At 64.1% G+C, this 20,907-nt stretch carries 20 protein-coding genes; 10 read left to right on the top strand and 10 right to left on the bottom strand.

Annotated features, from left to right (window positions below; translation table 11 throughout):
- The first annotated feature begins 122 nt into the window (after positions 1–122).
- Both AC0NID_RS11725 and AC0NID_RS11720 read left to right on the top strand, forming a co-directional pair.
- Positions 123–1,154 (top strand): histone deacetylase family protein, encoded by a 1,032-nt coding sequence (locus AC0NID_RS11725; RefSeq protein WP_473454736.1) that lies wholly within the window; start codon positions 123–125, stop codon positions 1,152–1,154.
- A 593-nt stretch (positions 1,155–1,747) separates the two neighbouring features.
- Positions 1,748–3,391: an MFS transporter gene (locus tag AC0NID_RS11720; protein ID WP_473454737.1), complete on the top strand. Its 1,644-nt coding sequence runs from the start codon at positions 1,748–1,750 to the stop codon at positions 3,389–3,391.
- Between the two features lie 16 nt (positions 3,392–3,407).
- Here the strand turns inward: AC0NID_RS11720 and AC0NID_RS11715 are convergent, their stop codons facing one another.
- Entirely contained in the window at positions 3,408–5,189 is a 1,782-nt protein-coding gene (locus tag AC0NID_RS11715; protein WP_473454738.1) for a chloride channel protein, read from the bottom strand.
- Between the two features lie 224 nt (positions 5,190–5,413).
- Here AC0NID_RS11715 and AC0NID_RS11710 point away from each other — a divergent pair, with 224 nt between their 5' ends.
- Positions 5,414–5,698: an SCP2 sterol-binding domain-containing protein gene (locus AC0NID_RS11710; RefSeq protein WP_473454739.1), complete on the top strand. Its 285-nt coding sequence runs from the start codon at positions 5,414–5,416 to the stop codon at positions 5,696–5,698.
- A gap of 56 nt (positions 5,699–5,754) precedes the next feature.
- On the opposite strand, the gene AC0NID_RS11705 is transcribed toward AC0NID_RS11710, so the two are convergent.
- Positions 5,755–6,423 carry a GNAT family N-acetyltransferase gene (locus AC0NID_RS11705; RefSeq protein ID WP_473454740.1) on the bottom strand — a complete coding sequence of 223 codons (669 nt, stop codon included), beginning with the start codon at positions 6,421–6,423 and terminating at the stop codon, positions 5,755–5,757.
- Positions 6,424–6,581: 158 nt separating this feature from the next.
- Positions 6,582–7,715: an ornithine/lysine decarboxylase gene (odc2, locus tag AC0NID_RS11700; protein ID WP_473454741.1), complete on the bottom strand. Its 1,134-nt coding sequence runs from the start codon at positions 7,713–7,715 to the stop codon at positions 6,582–6,584.
- A 540-nt stretch (positions 7,716–8,255) separates the two neighbouring features.
- On the opposite strand from odc2, the gene AC0NID_RS11695 reads away from it, so the two are divergent.
- The 4 genes from AC0NID_RS11695 (at position 8,256) to AC0NID_RS11680 (ending at position 12,236) form a co-directional block, all read left to right on the top strand.
- The gene (locus AC0NID_RS11695; protein ID WP_473454850.1) at positions 8,256–9,458 is read left to right on the top strand and encodes an amidase; all 1,203 of its coding nucleotides are present in this window, start codon (positions 8,256–8,258) and stop codon (positions 9,456–9,458) included.
- Between the two features lies 1 nt (position 9,459).
- Complete coding sequence (locus AC0NID_RS11690) at positions 9,460–10,359, top strand: LysR family transcriptional regulator (RefSeq protein ID WP_473454742.1); 900 nt, start codon at positions 9,460–9,462, stop codon at positions 10,357–10,359.
- A gap of 85 nt (positions 10,360–10,444) precedes the next feature.
- Positions 10,445–11,113 (top strand): DUF1007 family protein, encoded by a 669-nt coding sequence (locus AC0NID_RS11685; RefSeq protein WP_473454743.1) that lies wholly within the window; start codon positions 10,445–10,447, stop codon positions 11,111–11,113.
- A 58-nt stretch (positions 11,114–11,171) separates the two neighbouring features.
- Complete coding sequence (locus tag AC0NID_RS11680; protein ID WP_473454851.1) at positions 11,172–12,236, top strand: nickel/cobalt transporter; 1,065 nt, start codon at positions 11,172–11,174, stop codon at positions 12,234–12,236.
- Between the two features lie 63 nt (positions 12,237–12,299).
- On the opposite strand, the gene denD is transcribed toward AC0NID_RS11680, so the two are convergent.
- The 4 genes from denD to AC0NID_RS11660 form a co-directional block, all read right to left on the bottom strand.
- Positions 12,300–13,277, bottom strand: a complete 978-nt coding sequence (gene denD / locus AC0NID_RS11675) for a D-erythronate dehydrogenase (protein WP_473454744.1) — start codon at positions 13,275–13,277, stop codon at positions 12,300–12,302.
- Between the two features lies 1 nt (position 13,278).
- On the bottom strand, positions 13,279–13,485 hold the full coding sequence (locus tag AC0NID_RS11670) for a hypothetical protein (protein ID WP_473454745.1): 207 nt from the start codon (positions 13,483–13,485) through the stop codon (positions 13,279–13,281).
- A 66-nt stretch (positions 13,486–13,551) separates the two neighbouring features.
- On the bottom strand, positions 13,552–14,538 hold the full coding sequence (locus AC0NID_RS11665) for a cation diffusion facilitator family transporter (protein ID WP_473454746.1): 987 nt from the start codon (positions 14,536–14,538) through the stop codon (positions 13,552–13,554).
- Between the two features lie 111 nt (positions 14,539–14,649).
- Positions 14,650–15,336: a GNAT family N-acetyltransferase gene (locus AC0NID_RS11660; RefSeq protein WP_473454747.1), complete on the bottom strand. Its 687-nt coding sequence runs from the start codon at positions 15,334–15,336 to the stop codon at positions 14,650–14,652.
- A gap of 83 nt (positions 15,337–15,419) precedes the next feature.
- On the opposite strand from AC0NID_RS11660, the gene AC0NID_RS11655 reads away from it, so the two are divergent.
- Together AC0NID_RS11655 and AC0NID_RS11650 are read left to right on the top strand one after the other, a co-directional pair.
- A complete protein-coding gene (locus AC0NID_RS11655) occupies positions 15,420–16,604 on the top strand; it encodes a pyridoxal phosphate-dependent aminotransferase (RefSeq protein ID WP_473454748.1) in 1,185 nt (394 codons plus the stop codon).
- Between the two features lie 49 nt (positions 16,605–16,653).
- A complete protein-coding gene (locus AC0NID_RS11650) occupies positions 16,654–17,031 on the top strand; it encodes a YciI family protein (protein ID WP_473454749.1) in 378 nt (125 codons plus the stop codon).
- 14 nt (positions 17,032–17,045) lie between these two features.
- On the opposite strand, the gene AC0NID_RS11645 is transcribed toward AC0NID_RS11650, so the two are convergent.
- From AC0NID_RS11645 to trhO, 3 genes are all read right to left on the bottom strand, one after another.
- Positions 17,046–17,801: an SDR family oxidoreductase gene (locus AC0NID_RS11645; RefSeq protein ID WP_473454750.1), complete on the bottom strand. Its 756-nt coding sequence runs from the start codon at positions 17,799–17,801 to the stop codon at positions 17,046–17,048.
- Positions 17,802–18,193: 392 nt separating this feature from the next.
- Positions 18,194–18,955 (bottom strand): tellurite resistance TerB family protein, encoded by a 762-nt coding sequence (locus tag AC0NID_RS11640; RefSeq protein ID WP_473454751.1) that lies wholly within the window; start codon positions 18,953–18,955, stop codon positions 18,194–18,196.
- A 122-nt stretch (positions 18,956–19,077) separates the two neighbouring features.
- Positions 19,078–20,001, bottom strand: coding sequence for an oxygen-dependent tRNA uridine(34) hydroxylase TrhO (gene trhO / locus AC0NID_RS11635; RefSeq protein ID WP_473454753.1), 924 nt, complete (start codon positions 19,999–20,001; stop codon positions 19,078–19,080).
- A 191-nt stretch (positions 20,002–20,192) separates the two neighbouring features.
- Between trhO and AC0NID_RS11630 the strand changes: the two genes are divergently transcribed.
- Positions 20,193–20,831: a 2-dehydro-3-deoxy-phosphogluconate aldolase gene (locus AC0NID_RS11630; RefSeq protein WP_473454754.1), complete on the top strand. Its 639-nt coding sequence runs from the start codon at positions 20,193–20,195 to the stop codon at positions 20,829–20,831.
- The last annotated feature ends 76 nt before the right edge of the window (positions 20,832–20,907 follow it).

The following is a 20,907-nucleotide window of genomic DNA, read 5'->3' as shown; positions in this document are numbered from 1 at the left end:
AAGCCGTCTGCTGCCACCTGGAGCACCGCTCTGGAATGCCTCTTGGCGGCGCTGAAAGTCTCTGTCACAAAGCAGTCTGTCAATGACAGATGCGCAACTCGAAGAGCGAGCAGGCCCCAAAAATGAAGACTGTTTTCTCTCCTCTCCACGCCGGTCATGCCGGCAATTTCGAGCTCATTTCAGGCGCCATTGTACCGGCCTTCGAGAAGCCCTCGCGCGCCGAGTTCATCAAGGCGAGGGTGGAAAGCGAAAAGCTCGGCCCGATCCTGCCGCCAGAGACTCACGACCTCGCTGCCGCCAGGAAAGTGCATGCCAGCGACTACATCGATTTCCTGCCGACCGTGTGGCCGCTCTGGGAAGCGTCCGGCCGGACGGGTTCGGCCCTCCCCTTCACTTGGCCGACGCGCGGCCTGCGCGGCGATGTGCGCCCCAGAACCATCGATGCGCTGCTTGGTTTTTACTCCTTCGACGGCGGCGCCACCTTCGTCAAAGGCACCTGGGAGGCGATCAAGTCGTCCTATGACGTGGCGCTGACCGCGGCCGCCCTGGTCAAGGGCGGCGAGACGTCCGCCTTCGCGCTCTGCCGCCCGCCCGGCCATCACGCCGGCGCCGCCTTCATGGGCGGCTATTGCTACATCAACAATGCCGCCGTCGCCGCGCAATGGTTCCGCGACCAGGGCGCCAGACGCGTCTCGATCCTCGATGTCGACTACCATCACGGCAACGGCACGCAGGAGATCTTCTACAGCCGCGACGACGTGCAGGTTCTGAACCTGCACGGCGACCCGATGACCGAATATCCATTCTTCCTTGGCCATGCCGACGAGCGCGGCGCCGGGTCTGGCGAAGGCTTCAACCACAATTATCCGATGCCGTTCGGCACCACATGGGACGCCTGGAATGCTTCGCTGGAAGACGCCTGCGCGAAACTTGCGGCTTACGCTCCCGATGTCGTCGTCGTCTCGCTCGGCGTCGACACGTTCGAAAAGGATCCGATCAGCCAGTTCAAGCTGAGAAGCGCCGATTATCCCAAGATCGGCCGCCGCATCGCCAAGCTCGGCTTGCCGACGTTGTTCGTCATGGAAGGCGGCTATGCCGTCGAAGAGATCGGCGTCAACGCCGTCGGTGTGCTGACAGGCTTCGAGGGCGAGTAGGAAGCAGGCACCGGCACCTCACGTTTCTGCGCCGCGTCGCTCCGCCCCAGGAGTTAATGACGAAGACGTGGTAGCCTGCAACAAATCGCCGACGTTGGCGATTGGCGGAATCCTCCCCTCCCTTCGTCATCCTGGGGCGGAGCGACGCGAAGCGGAGCGGAGACCCTGGGATCCATGCCGTTACCTTGGCCGAAGAGCGCGGAGCAGAATTCTGCAGCGCAGCGGCGCTCTGACGTCACGGCATGGATCCTGGGGTCTGCGCTGCGTCGCTTCGCTCCTTGCTCCGCCCCAGGATGACGAAGGGAGGGACGTCTCAGCTAGCCTCCAGGGTTTGCGATTTGCCTTAGAATTGGCGGCAGACAGCAAAGATCGACGGTCGCTGCCGATCGGTCCCGACCTGTCCCTCACCGTAGCGCTTCCCGCCGCCTGCAAAGAGGCCAGCTGACCTGTCCCGGCTACGCTATCCTGTTGTTGGACCATGACCTTTTTCGAAATGGCGTTCGCCCTTTACGGTTTGATGCTCTACTTTGAAGCGACGGTATGAGGGACCGATTCACCGGAAGACGCCAGCATTTGAAGTCGAGGAAGCATCCATGATCGACGACGAGCCGGACAGCGAACGCGTCTCGGCACTGGCGCCGTTCCGGCACGGCATTTTCCGCGCCGTATGGTCCGCCAGTCTGGTCTCGAATTTCGGCGGCCTGATCCAGGGCGTCGGCGCAGCCTGGATGATGACGACGATTGCCACCTCGTCCTATCAGGTCGCGCTGGTCCAGGCCTCGACCACCTTGCCGATCATGCTGTTTGCGCTCGTCGCCGGTGCCATCGCCGACAGCTTCAACCGGCGCAAGGTCATGCTGATTGCCCAGACCTTCATGCTGATCGTCTCGGTCCTGCTGACCGTCTTCACCTACCTTGGCCTGATAACGCCGTGGACGCTGCTCGCCTTCACCTTCCTGATCGACAGCGGTACGGCGCTCAACAACCCGTCATGGCAGGCCTCTGTCGGCGACATGGTGCCGCGTGCCAAGCTGCCGGCTGCCGTCGCGCTCAACTCCTTGGGCTTCAACTTGACGCGCAGCGTCGGGCCGGCGATCGGCGGCACCATCGTTGCCGCCGCGGGTGCTGCGGCGGCCTTTGCCGCCAACGCGCTGAGCTATGTCGGGCTCATCATCGTGCTGGCTCGCTGGAAGCCGGACCTGCCGGCCTCGACGCTGCCGCGCGAGACGCTGGGCGCGGCGATGGGCGCCGGCCTGCGCTACGTCGCCATGTCGCCCAACATCGGCAAGGTGCTGGTCAGGGGCGCGGCCTTCGGCTTCAGCGCCGGCGCGGTTCTGGCGCTGCTGCCGCTGGTGGCGCGCGACGTCGTCAAGGGCGATGCCTTGACCTACGGCATCATGCTTGGCGCTTTCGGCATCGGCGCCGTCGGCGGCGCGCTGATCAGCGTCCGGCTGAGGCAGATGCTGTCCAGCGAGACGATGGTGCGCATGGCTTTCGCCGGTTTCGCGCTCTGCGCCTTCAATGCCGCCGTCAGCGACCACGCCTGGCAGACGTCGCTCGGGCTGCTCATCGGCGGCGCCTGCTGGGTGATCGCACTGTCGCATTTCAACGTCACGGTGCAGATGTCGACGCCGCGCTGGGTCGTCGGCCGGGTGCTCTCGGTCTATCAGACGGCGACCTTCGGCGGCATCGCGCTCGGCAGTTGGATCTGGGGCGTCGTCGCCGATGCGCATGGCGCCGAATTCGCGCTGATCGCGGCCAGTGTCGCGATGCTGGCGGGCGGCGCGATCGGCCTCTTGCTGCCCTTGCCGCAGCAGGCGGTGCTCAACCTCGATCCGCTGAACCGCTTCAAGGAGCCGCATCTCGGCCTCGACCTCAAGCTGCGCAGCGGCCCCATCGCCATCATGATCGAGTACATCATCCGCGAGGAGGACGTGCCGGAATTCCTCGCCACCATGGCCGAACGCGGCCGCATCCGTCGCCGCGACGGCGCCCGCAACTGGACGCTGGCGCGCGACCTCGAAAATCCCGCAATATGGATCGAGCATTATCACACGCCGACATGGCTCGAATACATCCGCCACAACAAGCGGGCCACCCATGCCGACGCCGTCATCGGCGAGCGTATACGGGCGCTGCACAGCGGCGACGAACCGCCGCGCGTGCGCCGCATGATCGAGCGTCCGACCACCGCCGGCACGGCGATCGTCATGCCGAAGGGACCGATCGAGCATTAGGCTGTAGTCTGCCGTCCTACCCCTCGCCCGACAAATCCCGCCGCGCTTTGTCGAGTTCCTCGGCGTAGCGCCGCATCAGATGGCCTTCGGTCAGAAGCCCGACGACGACGCGGTTCGTGAAATCCTCCACCACCGCCAGTTCCTCGGCGCCGGCGCGCTGAAACGTCTCGGCCGCGGATTGCACGTTCATGGTCGGCACCAGCACGGCGTCCTTGAACCTGGCCAGTGACAGCACCGGCGTCTCGCCGTCGGACAGATCGCTGTGCAACTCCGCGACGATCAGCACGCCCATATAGTGCCGGTCGGCATCCACCGCGACGACGCGCTGGGCCGAACCGAGCGCCACCTCCTGGCGAAAGGCCGCAAGCGTTTTCGAGGCATCGATGGTGCGGACGTCCTTTCGCATCATGCTTCCGACTGTCAGGCTGCGCATCCAGCCGACATCATGCGCGCTGCGGATCGTCTCGCCGCGCAGATGAAAACGCCATGTCGAGAAGGAATAGCCGAAGGTTTCGCGCACCAGGATCGCCGCCATGATCGAGGCCGCCAGCACCACTCCGGTGAGTGTCAGGTCACGGGTCGATTCCAGCGCCAGGAACGTCATCGTCAGCGGGCCGCCGACGACGCCGACGGCCAGCGACGTCATGCCGACGACAGCCGCGACCGCGGGATCGATGCCGGTCGCCGGCGAGACGAAAGCCATGACCTCGGCGAACATCTTGCCGAGCAGGGCACCGAGAAACAGCGAGGCGAAGAACAATCCGCCGCGAAAGCCGGAGCCCAGCGAGATTGCCGACGCCGCCAGCTTGAGCACGAAAACGCTGGCTACCACGGCGAGCCCGTAATTCATCGCGAATTCGCGATGCAGCGCGCCGTGGCCGCTGGATAGGACCTGCGGCGTGATCAGCCCCAGGAGCCCGACAATGCAGCCGCCGATGAAGGGGCGCAGCGAGGCGTCGATCGACAGCCGCGCGAAACCGCGCTCGACCAGGCTCACCAGATGCATGACGGCAATGGAAGCGCCGCCACCCAACAGCCCAAGCAGCAGGAACGGAAAATATTGGCTGAGGGTGAGCTCCGGCAGACCGGAGAGTTCTAGTGGAAACGGAACGCCGCCAAAGACCTCGGCGGTCAACGAGGCGCTGATCGCGGCGGCCATGACCGGCGCCACATTGGCAACCGAGTAGATGCCGATGACCAGCTCGAAACCATAGAAGGCGCCGGTCAGCGGCGCGTCGAAGGCGGCGGCGATCGCTCCGGCTGCGCCGCAGCCGACCAGAATGCGGACATCGTTGCGGCGTAGCCTGAAGACGCGCGCCAGCCGCGACGCCAGGCCGGAACCGACTTGCGTGTAACCGGCCTCCAGCCCGACCGAAGCACCGAAGCCGCTCGAGATCATCGTCTGCCCGGCAATGATGAAAGTGTCGGTTAGCGACATGCGCCCACCATAGAGCGCATTGGCTTCGATCGGATCGACCGGGGTGCGGAATTTTCGCACTCTCAGCCAGATCACCGTCAGCCCGAGCAGGATGCCGCCGATGGCCGGTATCAGCGCCTGCACCGGTTTCTCCAGCGAAAACATCGCTGAAAGTCGCCCGCCGGGCTGAACGTCGAACAGCAGTTCGTGCAGGTACAACACCAGCTCGCTCATTCCCGTGACCAGCACGCCCGCCATCACCCCGACCACGCCGGCCAGAACGACGACGACGATGCCGCGCGCCTCGAGCAGCGGCAGCGATCGGATCAGCACCGCGCGCAGCCGGCGGGCATAGACTTGTGGTTCGTTTCTGGAAAGCACCGGAGCGGCTCGCCGATATTCAAAGGGGGGTGGTGCCTGATACGCCCGGCGACATCGCATGGCAACCGCGATGCCGGCCCCGGCGGCAAGTGTGGAAAGCACGGCTTCGCTGCGGCGATAAGACCGTCTTCGTCACGCCGAACCGCGTTGACGTAAACGTCAACCCGAAGCTATATGCGCCAAGCGCCAATGCGCGACAAACGCAACGAGACGAGGAGAACGGCATGAGCGTTCAGGAAATTGCCGACAAGATCAGATCGCGCGTGGCGAGTGCCGGGTTCGATCGTTCCGTGAAATTCGATACCGGCGCTGACGGCGTCATCGTCATCGATGGCGCAACTATCTCGACCGACGACGCGCCGGCCGACTGCACCATAAAGCTTTCGCTCGACGACCTGGATTCGCTGATATCAGGCGACCTCAACCCGACTATGGCGTTCATGACCGGCAAGATAAAGGTCGAGGGCGACATGAGCGTCGCCATGGCGCTGAGCCAGTTGATCGGCTGACCTACTTGAAGATGAACAAGCCGCAGCCCGATCGGGCAGCGGCTTGTTTCGAACCGTCAGGCAGCGAGCGGCAGCCGCTGCGCCTTCAGCTTGCGTCCTGCCGCCTTCAACGTGCCCTGCGCGCCGGCGAGCGCCCCTTCCACCAGTTCCAGCGCCAGCAGGCGGTGCCGCTCATAGGGGCCGGGCATGGCCAGCGGCCCGGTCTTCTCGGCCGAGAACCCGAAGCGCTCATAATAGGGCGCGTCGCCGACCAGCAGGACCGCGGCGTGGCCGAGACGCGCGGCCTCCGCCACGGCATGGCTCATCAACGCCGAGCCGATGCCGGCATACTTGAACGCCGGATCGACAGCAAGCGGACCGAGCAGAAGTGCTGACCGACCGCCCTCGCCCAGCACCACGTCCCACAGCCGCACGGTGCCAGTGACAGCGCCCGAAGCAGCGCGTGCGACAAAGGCCAAGCCTTCCGAAGGCCGGCGGCCGCGCCGCAGCTTTTCCGATGATTTTTTCCGCCGCTTCGATCCCATGGCGCGATCGAGCAAAGCCTCGCGCGCCGGAACGTCGGCCGCGGTTTCGGCGACGACGACAAAAGCGCCGGCAATCTCCCTCCTTGAGGGGGAAATGTCGCCGCAGGCGACAGAGGGGGTCGCCGCGCGTGAAGCGCCGACGCCATGCAGCCCAAAGGAAGCTGAGGCAGCCGAACCGACCCCCTCAGGCCTACCGGCCATCTCCCCCTCGAGGGGGGAGATCCCCGCGGCGCTCTCAACAATGAAATTTACAACGTCCATTTCCGCAATCCCTGGCGAGCGGAGATCTGTTCCACAGGCGAACCTGGGCGGGCGACAAGGCGCCTACCTCGGATGATCTGAGCAACTCTTGCGAGCCGTCAGATCACATAGGATCGGAGAGGCTCGAAGCCGTTGAAGGCGACCGAGGCGTAGGTCGTCGTGTAGGCGCCAGTGCCTTCGATCAGCACCTCGTCGCCGATGGTCAGCGACAAGGGCAGCGGATACGGCGTCTTCTCGTACATCACGTCGGCCGAATCGCAGGTCGGGCCGGCGAGCACGCAAGGCGCGGTCTCGGTGCCGTCATGCGCGGTCACGAGCGGGTAGCGGATCGCCTCGTCCATCGTCTCGGCGAGACCGCCGAACTTGCCGATGTCGAGAAACACCCAACGCACATTGTCGTTGTCGGCCTTCTTCGAGATCAGCACGACTTCCGACTTGATGACGCCGGCATTGCCGACCATGCCGCGGCCCGGCTCGATGATGGTTTCCGGGATGGCATTGCCGAAATGCTTGCGCAACGCCGTAAAGATCGCCTGGCCATAGGCCTGCGCCACCGGCACATCCCTGAGGTAACGGGTCGGGAAGCCGCCGCCCATATTGACCATCTTCAGGACGATGCCTTCTTCGGCGAGCGTGGCGAACACCTTTTTGGCATCGCCGAGCGCGCGGTCCCAAGCGGCCAGGTCGGTCTGCTGCGAGCCGACATGGAACGACACGCCATGCGCGTCGAGGCCGAGCGTCCTGGCGTGGCGCAGCACGTCGACCGCCATCGCCGGGACGCAGCCGAACTTGCGCGACAGCGGCCACTCGGCGCCTTCGCCGTCGGTCAGCACGCGGCAGAACACGCGGGCGGCGGGTGCTGAGCGGGCGATCTTCTCGACCTCCTCGACGCAGTCCACCGCAAACAGCCGGATGCCGAGCTGATAGGCGCGTGCGATATCACGCTCCTTCTTGATGGTGTTGCCGAAGGAGATGCGGTCCGCGGGCGCACCGGCGTCCATCGCCATCTCGACTTCGGCAACGGAAGCGGTGTCGAAAGACGAGCCCATCGCAGCAAGGAGGCGCAGGATTTCCGGTGCCGGGTTTGCTTTCACCGCATAGTAGATCCTCGAATCGGGAAGCGCCTTCTCGAAGGCGCGGAAATTGTCGCGCACGACATCGAGGTCGACGACGAGGCAAGGGCCGTTCGGACGTCGGGTGGCGAGGAAGTCAAGGATGCGCTGGGTAGCCATCGGGGTCTCTCCATCAGCGCCTTTCGGCGCGCACAAAGGCTGCGGGACGCGGGCTGTCGGCCTCGCGAACACGCGGTGGACAAAGGCGGGACGGATATCCATGGAACCAGCCGGTGGAGACCCCGGAACCATGAAGCGCCGTCTCGCGGCGGTGAACCTTGGCCTTGCCCGGCCTCGGTTCGCTTTGTCTGCCTTGGCTTGGATGGGAAACCCGTCCGCACTGCCGGCAATGAAGGTGTGCCTCTTCAGTAACCCCGGTCTTTGGACGACCGGCAGAACACCAGAAAGGCCCGCACCGTCGTTGCTTCAAGGTGTCCTCGGTCTGGCGGTTGGCCGCTAAACCGACTGGAGGGGTGGCTCCAGTTACCTTACCGATTGCCCTCACCATTCGAGGATCGGCGGACACCCACAGGCACGTGCGACTTTGGGCAAGGGCGATATAAGAGCGAAGGATTTCACAATCAATAAAAATCGTATGCCAGGTTGTAAAATTTCCAGCAGCGAACAATGTTGGACAGACTGTATCCGGATATCGAACGCATGACAGGCACTCGCGGCCCTCTGAACGCTTTTCTCGACCTCGACCAGATTCCCGTCGCCAGCGCGCGATACGGCCCGCTTGCCGGCTTGCGGCTGGGCGTCAAGGATATTTACGACGTTGCCGGCTACCGCACCGGTTGCGGCAATCCGCAGAAGTATCGGGAGGCTTCGCCCGCCACGGCGACCGCGCCGGCGATCCAGGCGCTGCTTGATTCGGGCGCGCGCTTCGTCGGCAAGACGCAGACCGACGAGTTGGCCTTCTCCCTGATGGGGCTGAACGCGCATTTCCCCTCACCGGTCAATCCGGCAGCACCCGACCGCATCACCGGCGGCTCGTCATCCGGATCCGCCGCCGCGGTCGCCGGCGGGCTCGCCGATATCGCCATCGGATCCGACACCGGCGGCTCCGTCCGCGCGCCTGCGAGTTTCTGTGGCCTGATCGGCCTCAGGATCACGCACGGGCGCATTTCGCTCGATGGCACCATGCCGCTCGCCCCCTCCCTCGATACGTTCGGGTGGTTTGCCAAGGACATGGCCACCTACGACAGGGTCGGCGCGGTGCTGCTCGGCGACGATCTCCATCGCCACGAATTGCGGCGTCCTCTCACCCTTGATGCGCTGGACGGGCTCATGCTCGGCCCGCAGAAAGCCGATGAATATCGCGGCATGGTCCGCCATGTCTCTTCGGTAATGGGCAAACCGCGGATCAGCGCGCCGCTCTCGCATTCCACCGACGATCTCTACTGGTGTTTCCGCAAACTGCAGGGGTACGAGGCCTGGCAAAGCCATGGCGCCTGGATCTTGCAGAGCGACCGGATACTAGGCCCCGGCGTCAAGGAGCGTTTCGAACACGGCGCGACCATCGACGCGGCAACCGCGCAATATGAAACGGAACGTCGCGGTTCGTTTCGTCTTGAACTTGCCGACCTGCTTGGCGAGGACGGCGTCCTTGTGCTGCCGACCGTTCCGGGTGCCGCCCCGCTCAAGGCCGATTCCTTCGACGATTTGCAGACGTATCGCGAACGCGCGCTGAGACTGCTGTGTCTTTCCGGCCTGTCGGGCTTTCCGCAGATCACGCTGCCGCTGGGCCAGGTCGACGGCGCCCCCTTCGGCCTTTCGCTGCTTGGGCCGAAGAACAGCGACCGGCAACTGATGGCGCTTGCCGCGCGCATCCTTGCAGCCCATCAAAAAAGGAGCGCATGACATGGACACGCTGACCCGCATGCGCGCCTTCATCGACGTGGTCGAGGCCGAAGGTTTTTCAGCAGCGGCGCGCAAGATCGGCCGTTCCAAGGCGCTGCTGTCGAAATATGTGCGCGAGTTGGAGGACGAACTCGGCGCGCTGCTGCTCAACCGCACCACGCGGCAGTTTTCGATGACAGAGGCCGGCCACACCTATTACCGGCGCGCCTCGGAAATCGTGCGCGAGGTCGACAGCCTGGCCGATGCCGTGCGTGAATCCTCCGGCGACGTGCGCGGCAGGATCAAGCTTTCGGCGCCGCGCACCTTCGCCGACGCACCGGTCGGACAGTCGCTGATCGACTTCGCCAAGCAGCATCCCGACATCGTGCTCGACATTCGTCTCGACGATCGCTTCGTCGACCTGGTCGAGGAAGGTTTCGACCTTGCCGTGCGCATTTCGCGGCTGGAAAACTCCTCGCTGATCGCGAGGCGTCTGGCGCCGTTTTCGGTGCGGCTCTGCGCATCTCCCGAACTGATCGCGAAACATGGCATGCCGGTCCGGCCGCAGGACCTTAGCCGCGTTCCCTGCATCATCGACACCAATGGCCGCTGGCTGACCAACTGGCCATTCAAGGGCGACAGCGGCGATACGGTGAGCGTTTCGGTTTCCGGTCCGATCGAGGTCAACAGCCCGATGGCCGCGAGGGCCGCCGCTGTGGCGGGATTGGGATTTTCGATCCTGCCGGATTTCATCGCCGCGCCCGACATCGAAACCGGTCGGCTGGTGACCGCGCTGGATGACCGCATCCTGCCGGGGGGCGGCATCTTCGCCGTCTATCCGCACCGGCGCTACTTGCCCGCGAAGGTTCGCGTCTTTGTCGACTTCCTGGTGCAGTGGTTCAAGACGACCGACAGCGCATGAGCTTTCAGCCGTCTATCGGTCCCATTTTCGCCCGCTTTCTGGTAACTGTCGATATTTATCCAAGCTGATGGAATCGCGACCGAGGATGCACCTGAAACCGCAAGCAATCATGATGGCTTCGGCCATGGCGGCGACATTTGCCACGGTCGGGCCAGCCGAGGTGCATCCCCACGTCTTCGCCGAGGCCCGCCTCGAAGTGGTTCTCAGCCCGGATCACCAAACTGTGAAGGCATTGCGCCATCTCTGGCGCTTCGACGATTTGTTTTCGAGCACGGTGATGATGGAGTTCGACAAGAATTCCGACCTGAAGCTCGACGACAAGGAGCTGAAGGAAGTCGCCGACACCGTCCATGCTTCGCTGGCGGAGTTCAATTACTTCCAGCTCGTCACCGTCGACGGCAAGGACGAGGCGATGAACCCGCCCCCGCAACTGATGGCAAATTTCGAAAACGACCAGCTCATCATCCTGTTCGAATCCGAACCGAAGGCGCCGACCAAACTGGCCGGCAAGATCGATATCGGCGTCTACGATCCGACCTTCTACACAGCGATCGATTTCACCGAGGATGCCAACCTGCAGGTCGATGGCTTGCCGTCGACATGCACGAGCAAGGTCATCCGTCCGAACCCCGACGAGGCGCTCGCCGAGAATCAGAAGACCCTGACGGACGCCTTCTTCAACGATCCGACAGGCACCGACATGAGCAAGATCTTTGCGACCAAGCTCGAACTGAGCTGTCAGTCAGAAGGATAATCCGGTGACGAAACCGTCCCTGCGTTTGGCGTTCGGCTTTTTGGCCATCGCCCTTGTGATGACGCACTTCCTCGGCTCCGCCCACGCCCAGAGTTCACTCGGCATCGGCACCAATGACGGGATCGCTCCCAGCACCGGCCCGTTCGCCCACATCCTGATGTGGATCAATCTGCGCCAGCAGGAATTCTACCGAGCGCTGGCAACGGCGATGAAGGCGATGCGCGAGGACGGCAGCAAGCTGTGGCTGCTCATCGGCCTGTCTTTCGCCTACGGCACTTTCCATGCCGCCGGCCCCGGTCATGGCAAGGCGGTGATCTCGTCCTACATGGTGGCGAACGAAGTCGCGCTCAGGCGCGGCATCATGCTGTCCTTCGTCTCGGCCCTGTTGCAGGCGCTGACGGCGATCGTCGTGATGATACTCGCCTATTTCGTCCTGCGCGGCACTGCCATCTCGATGACCGACGCGGCATGGTTCCTCGAAGTCATGAGCTTTGCCTTGATCACCCTGTTCGGCGCCTGGCTTTTGTGGCGCAAGGCCGGCCCCGCCGTCCTTCGCCTGTTCGGTGCAAACCCCGCCTACAGCCTGTCGGCCGCCAATGCCGGCCATTCGCACACCGGGCCCTCGCATTCCGCGCATGCGCATTCCCACGCGCTTCACGACTATGACCACGATCATGGCGCGCACGACCACCATCGTGGTCATGGCGGGCACGATCACCATCACCATGCGGCGGGCGAAATCTGCGAGACGTGCGGACATTCACACGCGCCCGACCCGACGCTGCTTTCCGGGGACCGCTTCGACTGGCGCACGGCCTGGTCGGCGGTGGCTGCGGTCGGCATCCGCCCCTGCTCGGGTGCGCTGATCGTGCTGAGCTTTGCCTTGCTCAATGGGCTATGGTTCGGCGGCATTCTCTCGGTGCTGGCCATGGCGCTCGGCACCGCGATCACGGTCGCGGCCCTGGCGACGCTGGCGGTGACGGCCAAGAATTGGGCGGTCTATTTCGCCGGCGACGGCCGCTTGGGCAACCGCATCCATTCGATCGTCGAGATCGGCGGCGCAGCCTTTGTCTTCATGTTCGGGCTGCTGCTGCTTTCGGCAAGCTTGAGCGCTGGCGGATAACGCCCTTTGCGCGTGTTACTGGCGGATAACGCCCTTTGCGCGTGTTATTGGACGCGCAGCGCCCTAGCTTGCGACCTTGCCGTCCAGCTCATCCTCGATATGGACGCGGATGATTTCGTCGAAGCTGGTTTCGGCGGTAAAGCCAAGCTCCCTCGACCGCCGCGCCTCGAACCGCGTCGGCCAGCCCTTGACGATCGACCAGATCGTGTCTTCGGGCACCTCGCGGATCAGCCTCACCGCCTTGGCACCGGCGACGCGTTCCAGCGCCTCGATCTGCTCGCCGACCGAGACGCCGACACCGGGCATCGTCAGATTGCGGCGCGGCCCCACCGTGCTGCCGTCGATCCCGGCGGCATGGATCAGGAAGTTCACCGCCGAGCGCGGGCTGGCATGGGTGTGCACGACAGAACGCGGCACCGGCAAGATCGCTTCGTGGCCGCTCAACGGCTCGCGGATGATGCCGGAGAAGAAGCCTGAGGCCGCCTTGTTCGGTTTTCCGGGCCGCACACAGATGGTCGGCAACCTGATGCCGATGCCGTCGAAGAATCCGCGCCGCGTATAGTCGGCGAGCAGCGCTTCGCCGATCAGCTTCTGCGTGCCGTAGGAGGTCAAGGGCGTCGGATGGAATTCGTCCGGGATGACATCCGGGAACGGTGCGCCGAACACGGCGATCGACGAGGTGAACACGACGCGCGGCGCATAGGACGCCAGCCGGACGGCGTCGAACAGCGCCCGTGTGCCGTCGAGATTGACGCGGTAGCCGAGATCGAAATTGGCTTCCGCCTCGCCCGACACGACGCCGGCGAGGTGGAAGATCACGTCCGGGCGCGACGCGACCAGCCTTTCCGTCGCGCCCGCCGCGGCAAGATCGCCGGTATGAATGGCGGCATCGACGCCCTCGATGACCGGCGCCTGTGGCGGCACGATATCGTGAAGGTCGAGCGCGGCGATCTTGCGGCCGCGGAGCGTTCCATCCTTCGCCAGCCGGGCGATGAGCTTGCGGCCGACCATGCCTGCCGCGCCGGTAATCAGAACACGCATATCAATGATCCTTTTTGCGTTGGCTGCGGCCACGCAGCCAGAACACGATGAAGATGGCCCCCATGAAGACAGCGGCGACGACGCCGGCAAGGATGGTCGAGACGTTGCCGACCGCCAGCATCACGGTTGGCAAATAGTAGGCGGCGATGCCGAACAGGAGCAGCACCCAGAGCGCGCCGATCGCCGCATTGCGCGTGTCGCGATCCATCACGCGACCCCGACACGGCGGGAATTCATCAAGTTTATTATTGCCAACGCTATGGAACTCCCGGTGTCAGTGATAGTGGCCGTGATGCGGCGCCGCACCGCGCGCATGGTCGTGCTCGCCATCGTGCTCATGATGGCTGTCGGCGCATTGGCCGAATTCCGGCTCTACGGTGGCGTGGGCGATGCCATGCTCGGCGGCCAGCCGTTTCTTGATGGCGCTGACCGCTTTATGGGCGTCGACGCCGTCGTTGAGGCAGGCATGCAATGTCGCCATGTTGCTTGACCCGTCGAGCGACCAGACATGCATGTGATGCACCTCGCAAACGCCCTTGACTGTCCCCTCTATATCCCTAGCGATCAGGTCGCGATCGAGGCTCGCCGGCACGCCTTCGAGCAGGACATGGGCGGCTTCGCGCATCAGCGACCAGGCCGTGGACAGGATCAGCAGCGAGACGAGGACGGACAGGATCGGATCGATAGGCGTCCAGCCCGTCGCCAGGATGATCAGCGCAGCTATGATCGCTGCCGCCGAGCCGAGCAGATCGCCAAGCACGTGCAGGATGGCGCCGCGCATGTTCAGGCTTTCACGGTCGCCGCCATGCAGCACGAAGAAGGCAGCGATGTTGACCAGCAGGCCGGCGATCGCAACGACCAGCATCGGCCCGCCGAGCACGGGCGCAGGCGTCAGCAGGCGTTGCCAAGCCTCATAGATGATCCACAGCGCAATGGCGAAGATGGCGATCCCGTTGGTATAGGCGATCAGCGTTTTGACCCGGCCGAAGCCGTAGGTGAGGCGTTCGGTCGCCGGCCGGCCAGCAAGATGAAAAGCATACCAGGCAAGGCCGAGCGCGATCGAGTCGGCGAGCATGTGGCCGGCGTCCGCCAGCAGTGCCAGCGATCCGGTGAGGAGACCGCCGAGCGCTTCCGCGACCATGAAGCCGGCGGTCAGGCAAGCCGCTATCAGAACGCGTTTCTTGTCGGTCGAGCCGTGCACATGTCCCGCGCCGTGGCTGTGGTCATGCCCTTGCGAACCATGGTCGTGGCTATGCGCCATCTGCGAACTCCTGTCAGAGCCTGGTCCATCCCGGCAGAATCGGGGTGGAGGCCTTATCTTCCTTGACCATGATCTTGCCCGAAAACCGGCTTTCACTCTTCGGAATCATGGTCAGGCGCCGAACTCGGCGCGGAAATCCTCGAGCCGTCGCTTCTGGCGGCCTTCGCCATCGAAATTGGCCGGATCGAGCCATGCCTCATAGGCTCTGCGCAGTGCCGGCCACTCCTTGTCGATGGTCGAATACCACGCGGTATCGCGGTTTTCGCCCTTGACCACAAGATGCTGGCGGAAAACGCCTTCGAACTTGAAGCCGAAACGCTCCGCCGCGCGCTTCGACGGCTCGTTGCGGTTGTTGCATTTCCATTCGTAGCGGCGATAGCCAAGCTCGTCGAAGATGTATTTCATGAACAGGAATTGCGCTTCCGTCGCCGCCGGCCTGCGCGAGATCAGCGCACCCCAATAGATGTTGCCGATCTCGATCACGCCATAGGTCGGATCGATGCGCATCAGCGTCTGGCGTCCGGCAACCTTGCCGCTAGCCTTGTCGATGACGGTGAAGAACAGCGGGTCTTCGCTGGCTTCGGCCTTGTCCACCCAGGGCTGGAAGGCGGCGCGGGTCTGCGGGGGGTAGTCGAACAGCCAGGCGAAGCGGCCGTCGGCGTCTGGCACCGACGATGCTTCGAACAGGCCGTCGCCGTGCTTTTCGGCGTCGAGCGGTTCCAGTCTGACGGTGCGCCCCTCCAGGACTTTGCGTTCGGGCCGCGGGCGCGGCTGCCAATTCTCGAGATTTTCCGACACCCAAAGCTCCAATCCGTTTGACTTTTGCGAAAGGACGCTCACAAAAACGCTCGCTCTATGAAAGAACCACACGGACGGGAAAAATGCTCCACACGATTTCGGCCTTCGATCGTCTCGGCGAAGAAAATGCCTTCGCGGTGCTGGCTCGTGCCACAGCACTTGCCCGTCAAGGGCGCGATATCGTCAATCTCGGCATCGGCCAACCCGACTTCAAGACGCCGCAACATATCGTCGAGGCGGCGATCAAGGCGCTGCGCGACGGCCACCACGGCTATACGCCGGCCAACGGCCTGCTGGCGACACGCGAGGCGGTGGTACGCCGCACGCTGACCACAACCGGCGTGGAGGTATCGCCCGAGGCGGTGATGATCCTGCCCGGCGGCAAGCCGACGATGTTCGCCACGATCTTGATGTTCGGCGAACCGGGCGCAGAAATCCTCTATCCCGATCCCGGCTTTCCCATCTATCGCTCGATGATCGAGTTCACCGGTGCTGCTCCGGTGCCGGTGCCGATGCGCGAGGAGAACGGCTTTGCCTTCTCGGCTGAGGAGACGCTGGCGCTGATCACGCCAAACACCAGGCTGCTCATCCTCAACTCCCCGGCCAACCCGACTGGCGGCGTCACCCCCCGCGCCGAGATCGAGAAGCTGGTCAAGGGGCTGGAAGCGCACCCGGACGTCGCCATCCTCTCCGACGAGATCTACGACGTGATGACCTATGACGGCGAGACGCATTGCTCGCTGCTCAACTTCCCCGAAATCCGCGACCGGTTGATCATCCTCAACGGTTGGTCGAAGACCTGGGCGATGACCGGCTGGCGCATGGGCTGGTCGATCTGGCCGAACGGCTACAAGGGTGCCCATCTCTACGACAAGGTGCGCAAGCTGGCGGTCAACTGCTGGTCTTGCGTCAACGCACCGAGCCAGTATGCCGGCATCGCGGCCATCGACGGCCCGCAGGACGACGTCGACAAGATGATGCGCGCCTTCGACCGCCGCAGGAAGGTCGTGGTCGAAGGGCTGAACGCCTTACCCGGTGTTTCCTGCATCACGCCGAAGGGCGCCTTCTATGCCTTCCCCAATGTCTCCAAGACCGGCTGGAAGGCCAAGAAGCTGGCGTCCGCCCTGCTGGAGGATGCCGGTGTGGCGCTGATCGGCGGACCTGATTTCGGCATTCTTGGCGAAGGCTACATCAGGCTGTCCTATGCTAATTCCGAAGAGAACATCCTGCGCGCGCTGGAGCGGATCGAGGCGTTTCTGGACAAGTGAGACAGCTGTCGGCGGCGAAGAATTCACGACCGAAGAAAGGTGACGCCAGATGTTCTATGCCATCCTTGCCTATCACGTGGAAGAAGTCGTCGCGGCGTTGACGCCGGAAGAGGACGCGGCGCTGATGACGGACCTGCTCCAGATCAACGAACGGCTCTACCGGGAAGGTGCCCTTGGCCCGGCGGCGCGGCTCGGGGCGACACAAGACGCGTGCACCTTGCGGGGGCCGGGCGCCGGAATGGTGATTGACGGCCCCTTCGCCGAGACCAAGGAGCAATTGTTGGGACTCTACGTCGTCGACTGCGCCACGCGTGATGCCGCGATCGCGATTGCCCGCGACCTTCGCCGCGTCAATCCAACCGCCGTTTACGAAATCCGGCCCATTTCGCTGTATCTTCCCGGCGTGCCGCTTCCGGTCACATCCTAAATTAGGCCGGCCGCTCACCCTCGCCCGACGAACGGCATCTTTGTCGCCATCACGGTCATGAACAGCACATTGGCGTCGAGCGGCAGGCTGGCCATGTGGACGACGGCATCGGCAACGCGCTGAACGTCCATCACCGCTTCGGCGGCGATGGAGCCGTTGGCCTGCGGCACTCCGACCGTCATCGCCTGCGCCATGTCGGTCAAGGCGTTGCCGATGTCGATCTGGCCGCAGGCGATGTCATAGGGCCGGCCGTCCAGCGCCAGCGTCTTGGTCAGCCCGGTTATGGCGTGCTTGGTCGCGGTATAGGGCACCGAGCCCGGCCGCGGCGCGTAGGCCGACACCGAGCCGTTGTTGATGATGCGGCCGCCCATCGGCCGTTGCCTGCGCATGGCACCGAAGGCGGCGCGGGCGCACAGGAACGAGCCGGTGAGATTGACCCCGACGACGTCGTTCCACACCTCGACCGGGATCTCGTCGATCAATGTCGACTTGTAGCCCATGCCGGCATTGTTGAAGAGCAGATCGACACGGCCGAAAGCCGCCGCCACCGTCTCGAACAGATCGTCGACCTGGTCGGCCTTGCTGATGTCGCAGGCGACCGCCAGCGCCTTGGCTTGTGTCGGTCCGGCGTCGGCGACTGCCTTGTTCAGCACCGGCTTGCGGCGCCCGCAGAACACCGTGTTCCAGCCGGCCTTGAGCAGCGCCGTGGCGACGCTTTTGCCGACACCTGTGCCGGCGCCGGTGACAATGGCGGTTCTGTAATCTGTCATGACTGTCCTCTTACAGCGCCGTGTGCCCTTTTTGAACGCGCAAAGGACGCTGGTGCGCTTCGATTTTGAGCAATCCGATTTTGCGCATGATCCCTTCCAAAAATCGATTCCGGTTTCGGGTCATGCACTAAGGCCTGTCGCGCAAAAGTGTGCAGCGGTTTTGCGATAACGACATGCATAAAAACAAGAGCCTGAGCGCGTCCGTCGCATGAATTCGTTCAAACGCGACGCGCCTCAGCCGGTTCCGACAAAAAGGGCGGTCATTAGCGACCGCCCCGATCCGAACCAGGCTTGGGAGGAGGAAAGCCGATCCGAGTGCCTAAAATCATGCGCTTCCTGGGTAAATGAGACGTTAACGCGAAAGGACGTCGAACCCCTCTCCGAACTCAAACCTACCAGCGCGAACCGGCGACGTTGCCGGTTGCCTTGTCTGATGCCGGCACCCCTGACACCGGCACCTTTGCCGCCGATACCGTCGCCTCGACATGGTCCACCAGCGCGTCCGGCAGGCCGAGTCGGCCGGCGAGTAGATCGAGATAGCCGCGTTCGGCGCGCGTATCCGGATCGATGGTGAGGCGCGAGGCGGTATAGAGCTCGAGCTTCTGCGCGTCGGTTTGAGCGCCAGCGACCAGCGTGTCCAGGTCGAGCGGCGTTTCCAGCTCCGACATCAGAAATTTCTCCGCGTCGGTGTCGATGCCCGCGAGGCTGAGTTTGCCGGCGATCTTTTGCCGCTCGTCGTCGTCGATATGGCCGTCGGCCTTCGCTGCCGAAATCATCGCCCGCACCAGCGTCAGCGTGAATTCGTCCTCGCCCTGCGGCGCCTGCGAGGGGTGGAAGCTGGTGTCGGCGGGCGGCGGCAGCAATTCCGGCTCGCCGGCGGCGGCCGTCTCCGCAGGCGCCTTGCCGTTCTTGTAGTTCTGGTAGGCCTTGTAGGCGAGACCGCCGATCACGGCCAGGCCGCCGAGCTTCACCGCAGTGCCGGTGACCTGACGGCCGGCGCCGGTTCCAAGCAGCACCGCGGCCAGCGCGCCGGCCGCCAGCGGATTGTCCTTGGCCATCTGCACCGCCTGCCCCCCTTTGTCACGGACGGTCGAACCCGTTCCGGGAATTTGCGAGCCGAGCAGATCGTCGAGGAGCTTCTTGGGATCGAACATCAATGCCTCCAGAATTGGCCCGGCCGAACGTGCACGGGCAGGTTTCGGAGTCGAAGAGGTAGGTCCCGGATATTGACATTACAATGACGGGCTTTGCCAAGGATGACAGTATCTGCCGTTTCCTAACGGCCGATATGCGGCCGCCTGCCTTGCACCTGTGCAAGCTCGACCTGGCGCTGGCGCTCGGCATAGCGCGCACGATCCTCGTCAGTACGAGTTTCGAAGCAATGCGGGCACGAGACGCCGGCGATGTATTTCGGCGACAGCCGGTCCTGCCCGGTCAGCGGGTGTCGGCAGGCGCGGCACAGTTCGGCCTCGCCCTCGACCAGGCCGTGCGACACCGAGACGCGCTCGTCGAAGACGAAGCACTCGCCCTGCCAGAGGCTCTGTTCGGCGGGCACCTCTTCGAGATATCTCAAGATGCCGCCCCTGAGATGGAACACATCCTCGAAGCCGAGCGCCTTCACATAGGCCGTCGCCTTCTCGCAGCGTATGCCGCCGGTGCAGAACATGGCCACCTTCCGGCCTACGAGTTCGGCCCGATGCTGCTCGACCCAGGCCGGGAACTCGCGAAAGCTCGTCGTGGCGGGATCGACCGCGCCCTTGAAGGTGCCGATCGACACCTCGTAGGCGTTGCGCGTGTCGACGGTGATCGTGTCTGCGTCCGAGATCAGCGCGTTCCAGTCGGCCGGAGAGACATAGGTGCCGGCGTTTGCCGCCGGATCGAGATCTTCGACGCCCATGGTGACGATCTCGCGCTTCAGCCGCACCTTCATGCGGTGGAACGGCATCTGCGCGGCGCTGCTGTATTTGACCTCGAGACCGGCGAGACCTTCGATGGATTCGAGATGGTCGATAAGTGCGGTGATCGCCGCTTCGCTGCCGGCGACCGTGCCGTTGATGCCCTCATGCGCCAGAAGCAGCGTGCCCTTGATACCGCGTCCGCAACAGTAGGCGGCGAGCGGCGCACGCAATGCCTCGAAGTCATCGAGCCGGGCAAACCTGTAGAGCGCGGCAACGCGCAAGGGCTGATTGGACGGTGTCATCGCCAAAGCCACTAAACGCTCATGAAAGCCGATTCAAGGCTGGCGCGTGGATCAGCCTTTGCTCGGCGGCTTCGACGGCCGGGCCAATGGAATTGCGGGCAGTGCGTGACATCGCGACACGGTTCGTTTCGTGGACAGAAAAACAGCCTTCTGCTAACCGGTTGAACGGATCAAAACCGGAGAGACGACACATGCCCAGCAAGACCGAAAAGCTCCCGTCGCTCCTCAATGGCCAACCGGTTATCCCGGTGCTGAAGATCACCAACGTTGCTGATGCCGTGCCGCTGGCACGCGCGCTGACGCGCGGCGGCCTGCCGGCGATAGAGATCACGCTGCGGACCGCCGATGCGCTGGAGGCGATACGGCTCGTGGCAAGCGAAGTCGAGGACGCCATCGTCGGCGCCGGCACCATTCTGGACGCCCGCCAGTTCGGCGAGGCAGCGGCGGCCGGCTCGAAGTTCATCGTCAGCCCCGGCATCACCCGCGAGCTTCTGGCGGCGGCGAAGAACAGCGACGTGCCGTTGCTGCCCGGCGCCATCACGCCCGGCGAGATCATGGCCGCCCGCGAGGCAGGCTTGCGTTTCCTGAAATTCTTCCCGGCCGAACAGTCGGGCGGCATCGCCTCGCTCAAGGCATTCGCTTCGCCACTCGCCGATGTGCAATTCTGCCCGACCGGCGGCATCACCGGCAAGAACGCCGCCGACTATCTTGCCCTGCCCAACGTCATCTGCGTCGGCGGCTCCTGGGTGGCACCGGACGACTTGGTCAAGGCCGGCAGGTGGGACGAGATCGAGGCGTTGGCGCGCGCGGCGAGCAAGCTCGGTCGGTAGAGCCAATCCTCTCTCACTTGGGGAGATTGGCGGCATCGCCGGCGCTCTTTTCTGCGGACAACAAAAGGCCGCGCGG

It is taken from the genome of Mesorhizobium sp. WSM4821 (genome assembly GCF_055901555.1).
This window is presented reverse-complemented; position numbering and strand designations above follow the sequence as displayed.

What these genes read in the sequence shown, in the direction of transcription:
- AC0NID_RS11720 (WP_473454737.1), top strand. Translation starts at nt 1,748, where the DNA reads ATGATCGACGACGAGCCGGACAGCGAACGCGTCTCGGCACTGGCGCCG.
- AC0NID_RS11640 (WP_473454751.1), bottom strand. Translation starts at nt 18,955, where the DNA reads ATGTTCGATCCCAAGAAGCTCCTCGACGATCTGCTCGGCTCGCAAATT.
- AC0NID_RS11725 (WP_473454736.1), top strand. Translation starts at nt 123, where the DNA reads ATGAAGACTGTTTTCTCTCCTCTCCACGCCGGTCATGCCGGCAATTTC.
- AC0NID_RS11710 (WP_473454739.1), top strand. Translation starts at nt 5,414, where the DNA reads ATGAGCGTTCAGGAAATTGCCGACAAGATCAGATCGCGCGTGGCGAGT.
- AC0NID_RS11665 (WP_473454746.1), bottom strand. Translation starts at nt 14,538, where the DNA reads ATGGCGCATAGCCACGACCATGGTTCGCAAGGGCATGACCACAGCCAC.
- AC0NID_RS11655 (WP_473454748.1), top strand. Translation starts at nt 15,420, where the DNA reads ATGCTCCACACGATTTCGGCCTTCGATCGTCTCGGCGAAGAAAATGCC.
- AC0NID_RS11680 (WP_473454851.1), top strand. Translation starts at nt 11,172, where the DNA reads ATGACGCACTTCCTCGGCTCCGCCCACGCCCAGAGTTCACTCGGCATC.
- AC0NID_RS11630 (WP_473454754.1), top strand. Translation starts at nt 20,193, where the DNA reads ATGCCCAGCAAGACCGAAAAGCTCCCGTCGCTCCTCAATGGCCAACCG.
- AC0NID_RS11670 (WP_473454745.1), bottom strand. Translation starts at nt 13,485, where the DNA reads ATGGATCGCGACACGCGCAATGCGGCGATCGGCGCGCTCTGGGTGCTG.
- AC0NID_RS11705 (WP_473454740.1), bottom strand. Translation starts at nt 6,423, where the DNA reads ATGGCCGGTAGGCCTGAGGGGGTCGGTTCGGCTGCCTCAGCTTCCTTT.
- denD (WP_473454744.1), bottom strand. Translation starts at nt 13,277, where the DNA reads ATGCGTGTTCTGATTACCGGCGCGGCAGGCATGGTCGGCCGCAAGCTC.
- AC0NID_RS11695 (WP_473454850.1), top strand. Translation starts at nt 8,256, where the DNA reads ATGACAGGCACTCGCGGCCCTCTGAACGCTTTTCTCGACCTCGACCAG.
- AC0NID_RS11685 (WP_473454743.1), top strand. Translation starts at nt 10,445, where the DNA reads ATGCACCTGAAACCGCAAGCAATCATGATGGCTTCGGCCATGGCGGCG.
- AC0NID_RS11650 (WP_473454749.1), top strand. Translation starts at nt 16,654, where the DNA reads ATGTTCTATGCCATCCTTGCCTATCACGTGGAAGAAGTCGTCGCGGCG.
- trhO (WP_473454753.1), bottom strand. Translation starts at nt 20,001, where the DNA reads ATGACACCGTCCAATCAGCCCTTGCGCGTTGCCGCGCTCTACAGGTTT.
- AC0NID_RS11690 (WP_473454742.1), top strand. Translation starts at nt 9,460, where the DNA reads ATGGACACGCTGACCCGCATGCGCGCCTTCATCGACGTGGTCGAGGCC.
- odc2 (WP_473454741.1), bottom strand. Translation starts at nt 7,715, where the DNA reads ATGGCTACCCAGCGCATCCTTGACTTCCTCGCCACCCGACGTCCGAAC.
- AC0NID_RS11645 (WP_473454750.1), bottom strand. Translation starts at nt 17,801, where the DNA reads ATGACAGATTACAGAACCGCCATTGTCACCGGCGCCGGCACAGGTGTC.